Annotated in this window: 21 protein-coding genes; 2 read left to right on the forward strand and 19 right to left on the reverse strand. The window is 45.5% G+C overall.

The genetic code is table 11. The features are described 5' to 3' along the window. Positions 1–130 precede the first annotated feature (130 nt). The 10 genes from tnpB to VSQ62_RS04510 form a co-directional block, all read right to left on the reverse strand. Positions 131–457 carry an IS66 family insertion sequence element accessory protein TnpB gene (gene tnpB / locus VSQ62_RS04465; protein WP_334633104.1) on the reverse strand — a complete coding sequence of 109 codons (327 nt, stop codon included), beginning with the start codon at positions 455–457 and terminating at the stop codon, positions 131–133. Between the two features lie 19 nt (positions 458–476). After that, entirely contained in the window at positions 477–806 is a 330-nt protein-coding gene (tnpA, locus tag VSQ62_RS04470) for an IS66 family insertion sequence element accessory protein TnpA (RefSeq protein WP_304472369.1), read from the reverse strand. 212 nt (positions 807–1018) lie between these two features. After that, entirely contained in the window at positions 1019–1201 is a 183-nt protein-coding gene (locus VSQ62_RS04475; protein ID WP_004060899.1) for a hypothetical protein, read from the reverse strand. Further along, on the reverse strand, positions 1179–1463 hold the full coding sequence (locus tag VSQ62_RS04480) for a BrnT family toxin (protein WP_334633463.1): 285 nt from the start codon (positions 1461–1463) through the stop codon (positions 1179–1181). The genes VSQ62_RS04475 and VSQ62_RS04480 overlap by 23 nt, the downstream gene beginning before the upstream one ends. A 98-nt stretch (positions 1464–1561) precedes the next feature. Next, complete coding sequence (locus VSQ62_RS04485) at positions 1562–1840, reverse strand: hypothetical protein (RefSeq protein WP_004060894.1); 279 nt, start codon at positions 1838–1840, stop codon at positions 1562–1564. 230 nt (positions 1841–2070) lie between these two features. After that, positions 2071–2445: a macro domain-containing protein gene (locus tag VSQ62_RS04490; RefSeq protein WP_334633464.1), complete on the reverse strand. Its 375-nt coding sequence runs from the start codon at positions 2443–2445 to the stop codon at positions 2071–2073. Between the two features lie 74 nt (positions 2446–2519). Next, entirely contained in the window at positions 2520–2936 is a 417-nt protein-coding gene (locus VSQ62_RS04495; RefSeq protein WP_334633465.1) for a hypothetical protein, read from the reverse strand. A gap of 376 nt (positions 2937–3312) precedes the next feature. Beyond that, positions 3313–3672 (reverse strand): TnpV protein, encoded by a 360-nt coding sequence (locus tag VSQ62_RS04500; RefSeq protein WP_334633467.1) that lies wholly within the window; start codon positions 3670–3672, stop codon positions 3313–3315. Then, the gene (locus VSQ62_RS04505) at positions 3632–3904 is read right to left on the reverse strand and encodes a helix-turn-helix domain-containing protein (RefSeq protein WP_334633468.1); all 273 of its coding nucleotides are present in this window, start codon (positions 3902–3904) and stop codon (positions 3632–3634) included. The genes VSQ62_RS04500 and VSQ62_RS04505 overlap by 41 nt, the downstream gene beginning before the upstream one ends. 253 nt (positions 3905–4157) lie before the next feature. After that, positions 4158–5780: a recombinase family protein gene (locus VSQ62_RS04510; protein ID WP_334633470.1), complete on the reverse strand. Its 1623-nt coding sequence runs from the start codon at positions 5778–5780 to the stop codon at positions 4158–4160. 213 nt (positions 5781–5993) lie between these two features. Here VSQ62_RS04510 and VSQ62_RS04515 point away from each other — a divergent pair, with 213 nt between their 5' ends. Both VSQ62_RS04515 and VSQ62_RS04520 read left to right on the forward strand, forming a co-directional pair. Then, positions 5994–7523 (forward strand): hypothetical protein, encoded by a 1530-nt coding sequence (locus tag VSQ62_RS04515; protein WP_334633472.1) that lies wholly within the window; start codon positions 5994–5996, stop codon positions 7521–7523. Between the two features lie 276 nt (positions 7524–7799). Beyond that, positions 7800–8402 carry a DUF6064 family protein gene (locus tag VSQ62_RS04520; protein WP_160562461.1) on the forward strand — a complete coding sequence of 201 codons (603 nt, stop codon included), beginning with the start codon at positions 7800–7802 and terminating at the stop codon, positions 8400–8402. 68 nt (positions 8403–8470) lie between these two features. On the opposite strand, the gene VSQ62_RS04525 is transcribed toward VSQ62_RS04520, so the two are convergent. The 9 genes from VSQ62_RS04525 to VSQ62_RS04565 form a co-directional block, all read right to left on the reverse strand. Beyond that, positions 8471–8668 (reverse strand): transposon-encoded TnpW family protein, encoded by a 198-nt coding sequence (locus VSQ62_RS04525; protein ID WP_120487255.1) that lies wholly within the window; start codon positions 8666–8668, stop codon positions 8471–8473. Further along, positions 8665–9519 (reverse strand): ATP-binding protein, encoded by an 855-nt coding sequence (locus VSQ62_RS04530; protein WP_160216428.1) that lies wholly within the window; start codon positions 9517–9519, stop codon positions 8665–8667. Before VSQ62_RS04530 ends, VSQ62_RS04525 begins: the two co-directional genes overlap by 4 nt. Before the next feature lie 62 nt (positions 9520–9581). Beyond that, positions 9582–10325 (reverse strand): replication initiator protein A, encoded by a 744-nt coding sequence (locus tag VSQ62_RS04535; protein ID WP_502957809.1) that lies wholly within the window; start codon positions 10323–10325, stop codon positions 9582–9584. A 122-nt stretch (positions 10326–10447) separates the two neighbouring features. Beyond that, on the reverse strand, positions 10448–10834 hold the full coding sequence (locus tag VSQ62_RS04540; RefSeq protein ID WP_334633474.1) for a cysteine-rich VLP domain-containing protein: 387 nt from the start codon (positions 10832–10834) through the stop codon (positions 10448–10450). Next, a complete protein-coding gene (locus tag VSQ62_RS04545; RefSeq protein ID WP_334633475.1) occupies positions 10824–12470 on the reverse strand; it encodes a relaxase/mobilization nuclease domain-containing protein in 1647 nt (548 codons plus the stop codon). Before VSQ62_RS04545 ends, VSQ62_RS04540 begins: the two co-directional genes overlap by 11 nt. Further along, complete coding sequence (locus tag VSQ62_RS04550; protein ID WP_334633476.1) at positions 12442–12837, reverse strand: plasmid mobilization protein; 396 nt, start codon at positions 12835–12837, stop codon at positions 12442–12444. The genes VSQ62_RS04545 and VSQ62_RS04550 overlap by 29 nt, the downstream gene beginning before the upstream one ends. A gap of 481 nt (positions 12838–13318) precedes the next feature. Next, a complete protein-coding gene (locus VSQ62_RS04555; protein ID WP_120480646.1) occupies positions 13319–13543 on the reverse strand; it encodes a helix-turn-helix domain-containing protein in 225 nt (74 codons plus the stop codon). Beyond that, entirely contained in the window at positions 13515–13973 is a 459-nt protein-coding gene (locus VSQ62_RS04560) for an RNA polymerase sigma factor (protein WP_120480645.1), read from the reverse strand. The genes VSQ62_RS04555 and VSQ62_RS04560 overlap by 29 nt, the downstream gene beginning before the upstream one ends. 86 nt (positions 13974–14059) lie before the next feature. After that, positions 14060–15451: a serine hydrolase domain-containing protein gene (locus VSQ62_RS04565; RefSeq protein WP_334633477.1), complete on the reverse strand. Its 1392-nt coding sequence runs from the start codon at positions 15449–15451 to the stop codon at positions 14060–14062. Positions 15452–15481 lie beyond the last annotated feature (30 nt).

The raw sequence follows: 15481 nt of genomic DNA on the forward strand, positions 1-15481 counted from the left end.
TTCTGAGCAGGTGAAAAAGGCCATAAAACCGTGCTGTTTTCGAGGGGAAATGCGTCAGAAAAACAGAGGAAAAATTGCTGAAAATCCTAAGATTTTCAGCTTTTTGCGAATTGACAGACTCCGTTTTTGGCTAGATGACAATCTTGGGATGGTGCTCCTTAAAAGCGCCCTTGGGATCCAGGGATAATCCGTCACACAGCCAGTGTATTTCTTTTAACGTAACTTTTTTCAACTCATCTGGTGTATCCGGCCAGTGAAAGGAATGATGGTCCAGCCGCTTCATTAAGATCCAAAATCCTGACCCGTCCCATTGGAGGATTTTGATTGATGTGCGTCTGCGATTACAGAAGGCAAACATACAACGGGAATACGGATCCAGATGGAATTTTAGTTTTATAATAGCCGCCAATCCCTGGTAGCTCTTTCGTAAGTCCGTGACACCACATGCAAGATACACAGTTGTTCCGCCGGCCAGATCAAGCATAAGCACTCAGTGTATGGATCAAAGAAGCCATAAGTCCGACAGGACACCCGGCACCAATTTCAATCCGGATGCTTCCGGGAAGATAGATCGTTACAGGCACACCGCCGACTGAAAGATCAGATGAGATTTCCTGTTGGGAAGGAAGTTTTGCAAAAATAGGTTCATCTGGCTGTTCTTTTGTTTGCTTCCGGATCCAATAGCCAAAAGTTGATTGTGGAATTTGATGCTCCTGACACCATTCTTTCTGGGATAAACCACTTTCATGAAAGTCCTGGATACGTTTTGTCCAGAGTTCTGTCTTTGTAAGTTCATTTTTATCCATAGGCAATACCTCCATAATTTGAAGTGATTGTATCAGAAATACACATGAATTGACAGATACGGATTATTTCCTACTTACGGATGAAGCGGAGATAAGGAAATGCCGTTGCTTAGGTTTTTCCATGCAACGGCATTTTGGGTGGTTCTTATTCAATTTTCAATACATAAGCCGGAAAGTCCGTGGTGGTGCGCCCTTGATTCGTAACAGAATTTCTATGCGTTCTTCTTTTTTCTGTTGCGCTGTGCCACGGAACACCTGAACGCCTTAAACATTGCCGGGGACAATTCAGGAGAATCTTCATCAAATTGAATTTCCCGCTTTGCCGCTGCCCTGACTTCCTCCAACTGCTCCTGCGTAGGAGCCTGGCCATCCTTAATTGTAAAAGTTTTGGTCATAGTAAAGCCTCCTTTCACTTTCTGTTGCCAATCTTGCAGAGATTAACCGGATATTTTCCCCTCGCTCGGTAAATACAACAAACAATAAATCGCCAACCATACCGATTGCAATATAACGGTCTCCTTCCATACTATGCTCGAAATCATACATCTCTATGTAATATTCATCACGAAAAACGTATGAAGCCGTTTTAAAAGATATGCCGTGTTTTTGGCGGTTAATACGGTCTTTTTCCTCGTCCCATTCAAATTTTAGTTCCATAAATTTTTCCTCTCTCAAGTAAACAGGACACCGTTTGCAGAAATACGTCCTTTCTTTAGTAGTAGGATTTCCAACTTCCCGACAAATTGGAATTGCCTTTATTGTAAATCATCTTTAGAAATTGCTATTGAAGGATAATGAGAAAGTTCCGTCAAATCAACATTTAGTGGCACACTATAAACCATGTAATAATTATTAGGATTGACGGCAATCAATTCATTCATTTTCTGTTCTGCTAAGTCTTTATCATTTGTAGCATACACAACTGATACAACACCTACTTTATCATTTTCCGTCCCCTGTATATTTCCGCATAATATTAATTTTAATGGGGCGTTCCCATTCAAGCCTTGCTTAATATAGTCCTTATATTCCATAGTTTGCCCTCCATCAATCCCGATTTTTCGCTCTGTTTATCTGCTCAATAAACTGGAATTTTCTAAGCGAAATTATCATGATAGTTACTCCTCTCAAAAACCCGATTTTTTCATTCTATTTCTCTTACCAGCAAACAGAAATTGATCGTGCGAAAAAACTACTTTAATTTGCAAACCAAAATTTCAATTTCTGTATCTTTAAATACATTCTTTATTTGGGTTGCAACATCTTACCATTTCAAACGATTAAGCCCTGCGCCAATAGTCGGCATTGCAATTTTATAGATACTTTCTCGTTCACATATCTCTTTCATTTTTTGTAGTGCAGCTTTCATGGCTGCAAGGGTTGGTTTATGAAAATATCTCTCTTTTGTAATGAGATTCAATACTCTGCCTTCTAAAATACAATCGCCGCTGATTTTGCAATCCATAAAATGTTTTGCGTATTCGGGATATTTCCTCTGTAATATGTGTTTCATATCAAATCGCTTGTTAAATTCAACAACGATCCCTTTCCCCATGCCAAAATCCGCACTGATACAGTGTGCAAAATAATAATCTTCTGAAACCGAAAATAGGTCTTTTACTTCTTCCTTGTATTTCATACCTGCCCTTTCTGCATATTCAAATCCCGATTTTTCGCTTTCTTTATCTACTCAATAAAGTGGAACTTGAACTTTTATATATTTACATCAAATACCGCCTTTATTTGTCCATTCTCTATGAAAAACTCTATTTCAAACCAAAAATCCAACTCTTCACCAAAACTCGTTGGCCTGTAACACACTATATCCCTATTATCAATTTCAAGCCTTGCTTCATCCATAGCATCTATATCCTCCATACAGGATTTTTGAAAATGGTCTACCACAAACTTTTTATCTTCATATTCTTCCCACATAGCCAATTGCTCAACTAACCATTTTCCAAATCCCAAGCAGGCATTTTCTGATGTCTGTTCTGTGTCAATAAAAGAGGCCCATGAAGATTTCGGTGGAATACTGGATACAAGTTTTGTATATTCTTTGTCTGCAATCGTATCTACCATTAACTTAATCAATTCCTGTGCTTTTGTTTTAAATTCCGATTCTATCATTTTTATCCCTCATCCTTAAATCCCGATTTTATTGCCCAAAATGATTCTACCACATTTCTATAAATAAATCATCTCACTTTTTATGATTTCCTCCGCCCGGCTGCGGTATTGTTCATCCGTCCTAAAATCCAAACTTAGAAGAAATCCAAACGTTCCTCTGTAAATCCTTTATTTAAGGCATTTTTTGATATAAAAGTTTGGATTTTGTTTTGTACTTCTCTTGTCAGAAATGAGAATAAATTGATTGAAACAGAGCTAAATAGCAATGTTTTACGCATTTTGTCATAATTGGAGTATTGTACTTTGTGAAACGAAATCCAAACTTTTTCCGGCAAGAATCCCCAATTATCAAGCTGTTTTCAGAAAAGTTTGGATTTTATATAAGTTTGGATTTTAGGCCAAATCTAAACTTTTGGATTTGTCCTACCCATTCAAGCTGGTTCCGGGCTTTTAGTTCCTCGGTCACTTCCTCGGCGGCTTTCATCTGCTCTATAATAAGGTCAAGCCGTTCCTCTGCCTGCTCGTTCAGGTCGGCAAGGTATGTCCACAATTTCCCGGTCAGGATAAGGGAGCTGTAGCTTGCCGGGTGTTCCTGTTTGAGATATTCCCGGTGCAGCCGCCCATAGCGTCCGATGGGGCGGTTCTCCTCCGGCAGTTTCAAGTCCGGGATGTAGTAGTCGCCTACCAGAATATAGTCAATGCCGTTCTCTGTGATTCTTTCTTTCAGTTTTTCCATTGCCGTTCCCTCCTGTGGTGGAAGGCTCGTCACTGGCCAGCTCAATCACGTCCATAATGCCACAATCCAGAGTTTCGCAAATACGGGCAAGTGTGTCCATGCTGATATGTTTCCCTTCTTTTCCCATGTTGGCTATCATATTTGTGGTTAGGCCAGCGGCAAGCCTCAAATCCTCTTTCCTCATGTTGCGCTCTATCAGTGTGTGCCAGAGCGGTTTGTAGCTGATGTGCATTTTTCTCCCTGCCTTTCTGCCCCGGATGGGCGTTTGTACCCATTATATCAGGATTCTTGCTAACTCACAAATATTTCTTGACGGTATCGCCGGTTCCGTCTGGATTGTGCTTTTCCTTTCCTCTTTTGGTTACCTCTAATTAGCCGTGACCTGCTTCATGCCTTGGCTTTTTGCTCATGTGATATAAAGAAGTAAAAGAAGTGTAAAAAATTTTGCCGTTCCCTGTCCGGCTGACTGCCGGACGGGTCGGGCTTTAGTCGGGCAACTCTACCTTGCCGACAAAAGAGTAATAGATTTCGATTTCCTGTCTGCGGAGCTTCCCCCGGCGTTTCCCGTCAAGGGCTTCCGATTCGTGGATTACGATTTTCTCCACAAACTCCCGTAACAGGGTAGGGGTGAGTTCCTCAAAGCTGGTGTACTTGCGTACCACTTTCATAAACTTTTCGGCGTTCGCCGTGGCTTCCAGTGTCCTTGAAAGCTCGCCCTGCAGAACGGCGGCACGTTCTTTCAGTTCCTTTTGCTCGGCTTCGTAGTCTGCCGACAGTTCCGTGAAACGCTCGTCCGATATGCGCCCGGTCACGCTGTCCTCATACAGCCGCTTGAAGATAGCGGAGAGTTCCGCAATCCGCTTTTCTGCCGCTTCCAGCTCTTTCTTTTTTGCGGCGTTGCGGCGTTTGCTCCCGTCCTCGGTCTGCTCGGTCAACAGCTTCATAAACCGGGCTTCGTGCTTTGCGGCGTAGCTGGTGACTTTCCGTAGGTTCTCGGTCACTCCGGCGGTCAACAGGTCGGTGCGGATAAAGTGCGCCGTACAGTCTGCCGTGCGCTTCTTGTAGCTGCCGCAGATATAGCAGTCCTGCCGCCGCTTGTCCGTCTGATAGTGTTGCTGGTACATGACGCTGCCGCAGTCGGCACAAAAGAGTATGCCGGAGAACAAGCCCACTTCATCATAGCGGTTAGGGCGTTTGCGCTGCTTGCGTAGCTCCTGCACACGCTCCCATGTGTCCTTGTCGATTATCTGCTCGTGGTGGTTCTCAAAGATTGCCTGTTTGTCCTCGCTGTTGTAGATAATCTTGCTGCACTTGTAGGATTGTGTGGTGGTCTTGAAGTTCACAAGGCAGCCCGTGTATTCCCGGTTTTCAAGGATATGTACCACGGTATTCGCCGCCCATTTGCACTCATAGCCGGGGTGGTAGCGGCGGGTTCTCCCTGTCCGGCGGTATTCCAGCGTTCCCGGCGTGGGGATTTGCTGTTCCGTAAGCATACGGGCTATCTTGGTCGGACCGTTCCCGGCAAGGCAAAGGCTGTATATCTGCTTTACCACGGGGGCGGCTTCCTCGTCAATGATAAAATTTTCGTCCTCGTCCATGAGGTAGCCATACACGGGCTTGCTTGTGACAGGTTTCCCACTCATGCCTTTTGACCGCTTCACGGCTCTGATTTTCTTGCTCGTATCCCTCACCAGCCATTCGTTAAAAATATTTCGCAAAGGCGCAAAGTCATTCTCGCCCTGTGCGCTGTCAACGCCGTCATTGATGGCAATGAAGCGGACGTTTTTCTGTGGGAAAATCATTTCCGTGTACATTCCCACTTGCAGATAGTTTCGCCCTAACCGTGACATATCCTTTACGATAACCGTTCCCACAAGCCCCGCTTCAATGTCGGCAAGCATGGACTGGAAGCCGGGTCTTTGGAAATTTGCCCCGGAGAATCCGTCGTCCGTGTACCATTTGAGGTTGGAAAAGCCGTTCTGTTTTGCGTAGGCTTCCAGAATCCGCTTCTGGTTGCTTATGGAATTGGATTCCCCGGAAAGCTCGTCCTCGTGCGACAATCTCGGATAAAGGGCGGTAATGAGTTGTTGGGTGGTCTGTCTTAACATAATGTCCTCCGTTTCCGACAGCCAGTCCCACTATTCCGTAGGCTTAGTATACCATACCGCAGCCTACGGCTGCAATCAAACCTAAAAGCAAAAAAGCAAAAAGAATCATCCTATTCGTAGATGCACGTGCTATAATGCACATATACGGTATCTTGTACCAAATCCATCGGGAACTAAATTCCCCTGCAAGCATTCATACGAAAGGATGATCCTATGAACACTATATTAGAACAATTCCAGAAAAAAATCAATGGTACTTTTGCGTTTTTTGACCGCATGATTATAAAAGGTTACCTTTTCCCCTTCTTTTCCGTATCGGGTAGAATGTATTTTTTGTCACAGATGAACCTCCTTCTCAAAGACTTTTCTGCCTATGCAAACCAAATGACCAATGACCTTGTCTCTTATGTTGAGAAAATGGCCGCCAAAGAAGGCCGGCCTTTGGTCTACCTCTCTTCCTCACAAATATCAAAAGAGGAAAACGCTCGAAAAATCCTTCTCGAAAATCCTGTTGAGCAAGGACTGATCTGTATCTTATCTGTTGTGGAAGGATGCCAGACGCTCCAACCAGTAAAGAACTCCTCCGGGCTCCTGGAACTGCGCAGCGTTACCCGCAAATGTAAATACTATTACTTCTATTACCTCGATAAAGAGTTTGGATTCATGCATGTAAAACTCCAAACATGGTTCCCATTTCTGATCCAGGTGTACATCAACGGCAGGGAGATGATGAAGCATGTGTTTGATAAAAACGGGATCACCTACCGTATGTATGATAATTCTTTTTCAGAAATCAGTGACATTCCAAAAGCACAGGAACTGGCAGATCAATTTGACTCAAAAAAACTCTGCCGCCAGCTCGATTTCTTTGCGCATAAAGTAAACCCTTATCTTGATATGCTGGAAACCATCTTCCATCAGGGTTACCACTGGTCTGTTGACCAATGCGAGTTCGCAACCGATGTGATGTTTGAGAGCCGTGAAGCTCTGGAGGATCTTTATCCCTCCCTGGTTGGGCACGCATTCTATGACTTCAAATGCACAGATGTATTTTCCTTTCTGGGACGTAAACTAAATGCAAAGTTTCTGGGAGAAGCAGTCTCCGATTACCGAAAACGCCCAGTAGGCTGGAGGATTAAATTCAAGCTGAAGTCCAACAGTATCAAGATGTATGATAAATTTAACTGCCTGCGGATAGAAATGACGATCAATGACCCAAAGGAATTTAAGGTTTATAAGGAGGTCCATCATAAGGACGGAACGGCTTCCAGGCAGTGGGTTCCCATGGGGAAATCCATTGCTAACCTCTATCGGTACGCAGAGATTTCAAAAACCGCAAACAAACGGTTTTTAGAATCCATGTGCCATGTGATTCCTCAAAAAAGCGTGGAAGAGGAAATCAATCATGTCTGCCAGAAAAAGAAAGTAAAGGGAAAAACTTACAGTGGATATAATGTATGGTCCCCTGAAACCTTCCATCTTTTCGAAACGATTTGTGATGGCCGCTATCTGATCCGTGGATTTACCAACCGCGATATCCGACAAAGTCTCTATAAAAAAGGGGCTGAATCTGCAAAAAGTCGTGGGAAAATGAGCCGGGAGTTTTCAAAACTCAGGGGCCATGGATTGATCCGGAAAATCCCACACTCCAGAAGATATCTGGTCAGCGATAAAGGGAGGCGGGTTATGGGAGCCCTGATTGAAACCAAACGGAAAATCTATCCGGAACTAGCAGCACAATAAACATCCAGCCTGTTAATACTTTTTCTCAAGTCTGCCAAATCGTCAGGCTCAATGTTTATGCCCAAAATCAAAATACATCGTTCTATTTTTATGTTTTGAGAAAGCAATAACATAGGGCGGGGCTGTCTGTACAGTCCTTTTTGCTACTTTATGTCGAAAAATATCACGGTTTTTTGTTACGGTTTATAGCAAGTAGCTTATTATAGAAAATATCAAATTTTTATGCTATACTTTAGTTCGTTACAAAGTGACAAACTAAATCTACGGGGGCAACACATGGACGCACAAGTTTTTTGGGATGTTATCGGCAATTACAACAGACAAACATGGATAATCCAAATTGCATTACTCATTTTTTTACTCATAGCGGTTGCTTTGTCCTATACAAAAAAAATAAAGTGGGCGGCAAAATTCTCGCTTGGGATTATTAACCTCTTTATAGGCATTGGATTTTTCGCTTGGTATGGAACAGAGCCTATTCAGAAATTTTTTGCATTTCCGTTGTATATCACTTGCGGTGTTCTGTTCCTATACGAAAGTCTGCATAACAAGGACGATATACTCAAAACACCTACCGCATTTCAGATGTTTCTACTGGTGCTTTATTTAGCGTACCCTTTTGTTTCCATTCTTTTAGGTAATTCTTTCCCGCAAATGGTAACATACATCATGCCTTGCCCCGTAATCAGCATAAGCATGACGGTTTATGCTGGCTATAAAAGAAAAAACAAGCTGCTCCTCGCTTTACTGACCATATGGGGATTGACCGGAATAAAATCAGTCATCTTCAATGCCTATGAAGATATAATTCTACTGATTTGCGGTTTGTATGGTATCGTGCTGCTGGCAAATGAAATACGGCAATCAAGCAAGAAATAAACATGGTGTCATTTATTACTATTCCAGCGGTCACGCTCCACGGCATGACCGCTTTTCCATGCCACAACTTAGGCGGTAAAAGGCGGCTTGTGTCCGGCTACGCTTTCGGCTTCCAGCACTTTCATCATCTTGTCGGCGGCGGTGGCGGTAGTGCCTTGTTTGAAGTAGCCGGAAACCACAAGGACGGTGTTCCCCCGGCGTACCTCGGTCACGCAATCCGGGCGGCGGGCGGTGGTGGCGGTGCTTTTCTTGGGCGTGTCGGTCATAGGCAAATCTCCTTTCCGTTCAGCAGCTTTTTAAGGCGTTCCATTTTCTCCCTTGCTCTGGCTTTCCTGAAATTCCCCCCGGTAATGCAGACGGGGGTACACATTTCCGTAAGGCGGTCATAAATGCGGGCGTGGGCGGTGTCCTCCGGGTTCTGCAATTCTTCCAGCGTCAAATTTGTTGTCACGATTAAGGGCTTGCCGCTTCGGTATCGGCTGTCTATCACGTTGTAAACCTGTTCAAGCCCGTATTCCGTGCCACGCTCCATGCCGAAATCGTCAAGGATAAGCAGAGGGAAGCTGCAAAGGCGGGCTATGTACTCGTTCCTGTCCTTATAGCTGGCGGCAAGGTCGTTGAGTATCAAGGCAAAGTTTGTCATGCACACGGAAACCTCTTTCTCCATGAGGGCGTTGGCGATACACCCGGCGAAATAGCTTTTGCCTGTGCCTACCATGCCCCATAACAGATAACCGATATTCCCGGCTTTCATTTCCTCCCAACACTCCACATAAGCATGGGCTTTGTGCATTTGGGGGCATTTCCCGTTGTCGTTTTCAAACGTCCATTCCCGCATAGCCGGGTCTGTAAATCCCTTTCGTTTCAGCCGTTCCACTTCCTCCCGGTGCTTATATTCCCGGTGGCTGGCTTCCAGCGTTTCCCGGCGTTTTCTCTGGCAGTCACATTCTTTGGGGTGGCGGTCACGTCCAAAAAAGGTCTTGCCCTCCGGGAAGTAGGCTTCTTTGGGCTGGCGGCAGCTCGCGCAATATAAAAGCCCGTCCTCCCCAATATAGTCCTCCAGCTCTGCTTCCTGTGCCGTGGCAAGCCGGAAAATGGCGTTATCGTAATCACTCATAAAATCGTCCTCCTTGTTCATGGTCTTTTACGCCCTGTTTACGGGGCGTTGTGTCTATGCGGTCAAAGGCTTTCGCCCTCCTTGTAGGAATAATCGGGGATTCCTTTCTTTCCTGTGCCTTTCCTGTCACGTTTTGCCCACATACGGACAGCGGCGGCATGGTTGGCGTACACTTTCCCGTAGACGGCTATGTACTCGCTCAATTCCTCAATGAACCGTTCCAGCCTGTCCGGGTATTCCCCTTTCAGCTCCGCATACTCGGATTCGGAGAGGAAAAGGTTTTTATATCTGCCAAAGGGTGCGGGCTGCTCCCCACTCACTCCTTTTCGTTGGTTCTCTTTTAGTTGGTTTATAGTAAGTTGGTTAGGGGTCGGTTTTCCGTCCAACGCAAAGGTCGGTTTTCCGCCCTTATGAGGGTCGGTTTTCCGGCTATCAGAGGGTCGGTTTTCCGGCTGTATGGCTGTCATATGGTCGGAAAACTGTACCACTGGCATTTGCGGTATTTTTATATAAAGGCGGTTGGGTGCGGAGAAGCCCCGGCGTTCCCTCACCAGAAGCCCGGCAGCGTCCAGCTCGTTCAGTGCGCTTTTTATGGCGGTGCTGCCTTTATCCAGCATTTCCGTTATCTCCGAAACGGGATAGACAATATACGTCCTGCCCTCGCTGTCATGCCAGCCGTTCTTCTGTGAGAGGGTGGAACGGTCAAGAAGCAGCCCATAGAGCAGCCTTGCGGTATGCGACAAGTCCATTTTCAGCAGAAAATAGGGATAGGGCAGAAAACGGGGCAATATGGTGTCGGCTGTGATGTATTCGGTTATGGTTCTCACCTCCTGTCTGTGGCTTCTTGTTACGCAGTTAAAACGACATTTTCGGGGGTAAAGGATAAATGTATCGGCTACCTGTTGAGGGCGGTCAAAAAAGCCTTGATTTACGGGCTTCTTTCATAGCCTAAATGCGTAGAAAGGTGGTATCTTTTCCGCTGTCTGTCGGCTTCTTTCCGGCGGCGCACTCTTGCGGCGCAATCCGGGCAGTATTTCCCCCGGTTTGACTTGGGGAGAAAATACCCGCCGCACTCGGTACAGCGTTTCCTGTCTGCCCGGTGCAAAAGGACGGCTTCCAGCTTCCCGTCCAGCGGCAGAACGGCGGTAATGAACCAGCGGCATATAAGCGAATAACTGATACTCTGGACGCATACACAAGGCTCGCCGTTATCCAGCAAGATACAGTTGCCGTTATCGTAGTTGCAGCACTCATGCACAAGACGGCGGGCGGCTCTGTACTGCTGGTAGTCCATGTAGGGGCGTTTACCGTTCATTTTCCCGCCCCTTTCCCCGTTCCGGCTCCCGGCGCAATATTTTGTCAAGGTTGCCCTTTACGGTCTGCAATTCCCGGACGCTTGCTTTCTTCTCCCGGTACTCGTTGTAAAGGGCGTTTTTCTCTTTGGTAAGCTGCTCAATCTCCGTTTGTAAGGTCTTGGAAGCTGGCAGTTTGGTAATGCCCTGTGCCTTGAAATACCGGGCGGCAGATTCGGAAATGATAAATTCGCTTTCGTGCTGCTCCCGGTAGGCTTTTCGGGCTTTCTCCGTTTTCTGCGCCCGCAGTCCGTCACGGGCTGGCTTGGTCTTGATGTACGCCAATAGCTGTTTCTGCAAGTCCTTTTTCTCCTGCAAGGTGCTTTCCACGGTTTTCAGTTTCCCGGTCACTTCATGCAGTCCGGCACTGGCAGCGGCAAGGGCGGCTTCCAGTTCCTCCGGGGAAGAAAAGCCGGATTCCTCGTAAACGCTCATGGTAGCCGCCATTTGCTTCAAGTTGTGCAAGGTCGCCCATTTCTCATAGCCTTTCCCCTTGCCCTCGGCTTTCTTGGCGGCTATGTCTACCATGCGCTGTACAACTTCCCGTTGGGAAGCGTCTTGTTTCGGTGCGTTTATGGCGGTTTTATTCCGCTGTAAACGGTCTTTTATGCTGCGGGGGCATTCCTGTCTGGGTGCGGACGTTTCGGCGGCTCTGGCGGCGTTCTGTGCGTTTTGGGTGAGTGCTTCCAGTATGGCGGCATGGTCAAAATCATCACCTAATTTCCGAGCTGTGATTGGCTTCGTTCTGTCCGGCGTGAGATAGGACAATCTCCCCCGGCTCTCCTTGACGGTCACGCCCTGTTGCAGCAGCTTCCCGGAAAAGTCCTCAAAGGAAACGGCAGAGGACAGGGCGGATCGGATTGTGCGCCGTAGCTTCTCCTTGTCGGTTTCAAACTTGGTCTGTTTGGGCGGCTCTCCTGTGGCGGCTTGGGAAGCGTTCTCTTTATCCAGTGCGGCTTGTCCTTTCCGTTTCGCCCAATACTCACGCTCGGTAACTCGGTTCTTGCTCCCGTTCAACAAGTCAATCTGATAGAGGTTTTCCCGGTGGCACATCTCCATGACTTCCGCTTTGAAGTATTCCATAGCTGCGTCTGTACAGCGGTGCTTGCAGCCCTCCCTTGTGTCGGCTGGTCTTTCCATGTAGGGCAATAGCGGCACTTCGGCAATCCGCAAGCTGTTTATGACGATATGCACATGAATGTTGCCGCTGTGGTTATGCCCGTCCGGGTGGGTGCATACAAGGGCTTGGTGTCCGGGGAAATGCTCGTTACAAAACTGCTCGCCCAACGCCTGCGCTTTATCTACGGTCAAGCCGTTGTCGGGTGCGTCACGGGGGTCAAAGGAAATAATATAGTGGTGGCTCTTTACGTCCTCCCGTTTCTGGTTCTTGCCGTATTTCAGATTGGAACGCATACAGGCGATTGCAAAATCTTCCTCACCACAATTCAGAGAGGAAATGCGGTAATCGTCACGGGGAATAAGCCGCCCATTTTCATCAAGGGTGGGCTTCATGGTAAACTCGTCATGCTCAAAAGTTAGGTACTGTTCAGCCGCCCCATAGTCGGCATTTTTAGAGCTGATATGTTTGAATGTTGCCAATGGTTTCACCTACTTTCTGCAAGACTTCAAACTTCAAGGCGGCAAGCTCCGCTATGGCGGCTCGTACCTCTTGGGATAGGGCGTTATAGGGTGCGCCGTACTCATTCAGACAGCGGGCAATCTGGTTCAAGTTGCCGCCTATCTTGCCATACTCGGCTGTGAGTTTCCCAACGGCAGAGAGTAATTCATCATTGACAGGGGAAACGGTAATAACCGGGCGTATGCTTGACTTAATGAGGGCTTGCCGGATAAACTCGGCTTGGCTCATTTTGCAGAGGGTGACACGCTCGGAAAACTCTGCATATTCTTCCTCGGTCAAGCGTGTTTTGATTACCCGGTGGCGGTGGGGCGTGTTGTATCTTTTCATGGCTGTGAACCTCCTTTCGCTTGCCGTAAAAGCGGCGGTAATCATAAGCGGCGTAAGCCGCAAAAAGGCGGGCTTGGGGTGGCAACCCCAACAAGATTCCCATAGGACAAAATGAGCGATAAGCGAATTTTGGTACTGTGGTAGAATCTTGCTCTTAAAAAGTGGCGGCTTCCTCTGTATGGGCTTCCCTCAATACCTTTAGTGCCGCAAGCGGGGATTTTGCCAAAGCAGCGGCGGTATTTCTCCCTCTGATACCTACAAACCAGCAAAAAGCAAAATGGACGTTGATTTGTGGAAATTTCCCCTCATTCCTTACAACACCACGCAAGCCGGAATAGGCGGGAATTTTGAGAAATTTCTTTTTATCCCCCTTTGCACGGCATAATACTGGCGATTTTTGAAAATGCCAAAAATGGGCGCAAAAAAACAGGAAACCTTTTTTGATTTCCTGTCTTGGTGTGCCGCTTCTATGTAGCGGCGGTTATTCAGTTTTTCGGTATGGCTGTTCATCAAAACGGAACTTGAACAGGGCAGTGACAAGCCGCTGTTTTATGCTGTCCTCGGTATCCCTGTCTATATGCCCGTTTTCAATAGCGGCGATTCGGATTCGCTTGCTGTAATGCCGTAAAACCTCGTCCACGGCTTCCGGCTCTCCGCTGGTCGCCCGGACAATCGTTTCATAGGGCAAAAGATTCGGATTTCCCATGCGAAAGCACCTCCATTTTCCTTTGCAGGAGTTTTAACGTCCTGCGGATTATATACCCGGTCGTACTCCGGCAGCGTCCGTACATTTTCCCGATTTCCTGTTGTGTATAATCCCCGAAAAAGTAAAGGAATATGATTTCCCGGTTTCTCTCCGGCAAGGATAACAGGGCGGCGGCAAGCTCCCCATTGGTGAGGATAACGGTCTGACCGCATATCGTTATAGGGTATTCTTCATAAGGTGCTTCAAAATATTTGTCTGTTGTGCCTAAAGGGTAAAACTTTTCTTCTGTGAGGTATTCAAGGGATATTTCTTTCTGCCGCCGTCTGCTCCTGTCACGCCATGCGTTGAGTGCTGCATAGCGTATGACGGTCTTGCAAAAGCCGTTGAAGGTATACATGATGTGTTCCTTGTATGCTTCTGTGCAAGGCATAGGTGATTTCCCCCTTTCTCCCACATGGGCGTTTTATGGTTGACAGTTACATTTAATAATTCAGAGAAATAACAGCACGTAGTCTGTCATATCTTGAATATTGCAAAAAATATTTTGTATAAGCCTATAACCAAAAGCAAACTTGAATTTAACAGCAATACAATGAACAAGTCTTTTACAAAATACCATACTACCCATAATGGAATACCTACCATATAGGGCAAACAGAGTAACAATAGTGGCAATATGCCATGCCTTGTAATGTCAAAGAGTATCAGTCTTGTTGTCTGTTTCTTTTTCTTCCATTTTCTTATTGTTGCTATCGGATATACTGCCACTGCAACCAACGCTAAATATGCTCCATTCAGCAACAGGTGTCTTACAATATACGGGCTGCCAGATATATCATATTGTTCTCTGCCCAAAAGAGCAAATATCACATTTTGGGAGATAATATCTGCCAATTGATTCGTGACAAGATAATCGTTCATATTGATAAGGAAAATGATTCCTAATCCGCTTTCCGGCAATAGATACATATTAGACATATAATTCTCAACCAGCCCTGAATGCCCCAATACAGGCTCTGTATATTCTTCTGTCAAAGTCCACCCCATTCCGTAATAATAGGGAGTGTTATCATCTACATATACATTGTCATAAAGCATAGTATTTAAACTATTCTGATTGACTATTCCCATTCCTCCATTTAGATACATTTGCAGATATTTTGCCATATCTGATACACTGGAACTTAAATAACCTGCCGGAACGGTAGACCATGAATGTTTATCGGGATAGTCCGGCTCTCCCGCAATCGGAAGTCCAAAATAATTTCGATATCCTGTTATCAATCCGTTTTCTTTGCTTTGTACAAGTGTTGCTGCCGTATGATTCATACTTAGTGGAGAAAAAATGCTTTTATCCATATACTCTGAATAGCTAATTCCGCTGACTGTTTCTATGATTTCTCCTAACAATCCATAATTGATATTTGCATATTGATGTTGTCCGTAACTTTCTGTTATTTTTGCATTTCCAAAACGCTGATATGTCCCTAAACCGCTTGTCTGATTCAAAAGCTGTCTTACAGTAATTTTATCTCCGTCGGACACATTTATAAAATAATCAGATGTATCAATATAATCAGATATTGTCGTGTCTAAATCTACTTTTTCTTCTTCCACAAGCTGCATAACAGCTAATGCTGTAAATGATTTGCTCAATGAGCCTATAATAAAAGGCGTATCTAAATTATCGCAATTTCCATAAGCTTCAGAAAACAGAACCTCTTTAGAGTCTACAATGGCTATCGCCATTCCGGGAATATGTAATTCCTTTATTTCTTTTTTTATCTGGCTGTCAATATCGCTATAATTGCTACTTTTTTCATATGCCAAAACAGGCTTATCCCATATAGCAATAACACAAATTAGTGACAGTATTACACAAATGATTTGCCTGATTTTTCGATTCATAAAACCTTTTCCCTTGTTTTTTTCTGATAT

This window comes from Sporofaciens sp. JLR.KK001, assembly GCF_036941055.1.
In the GTDB taxonomy this organism is placed as follows: Bacteria; Bacillota; Clostridia; order Lachnospirales; family Lachnospiraceae; genus Sporofaciens.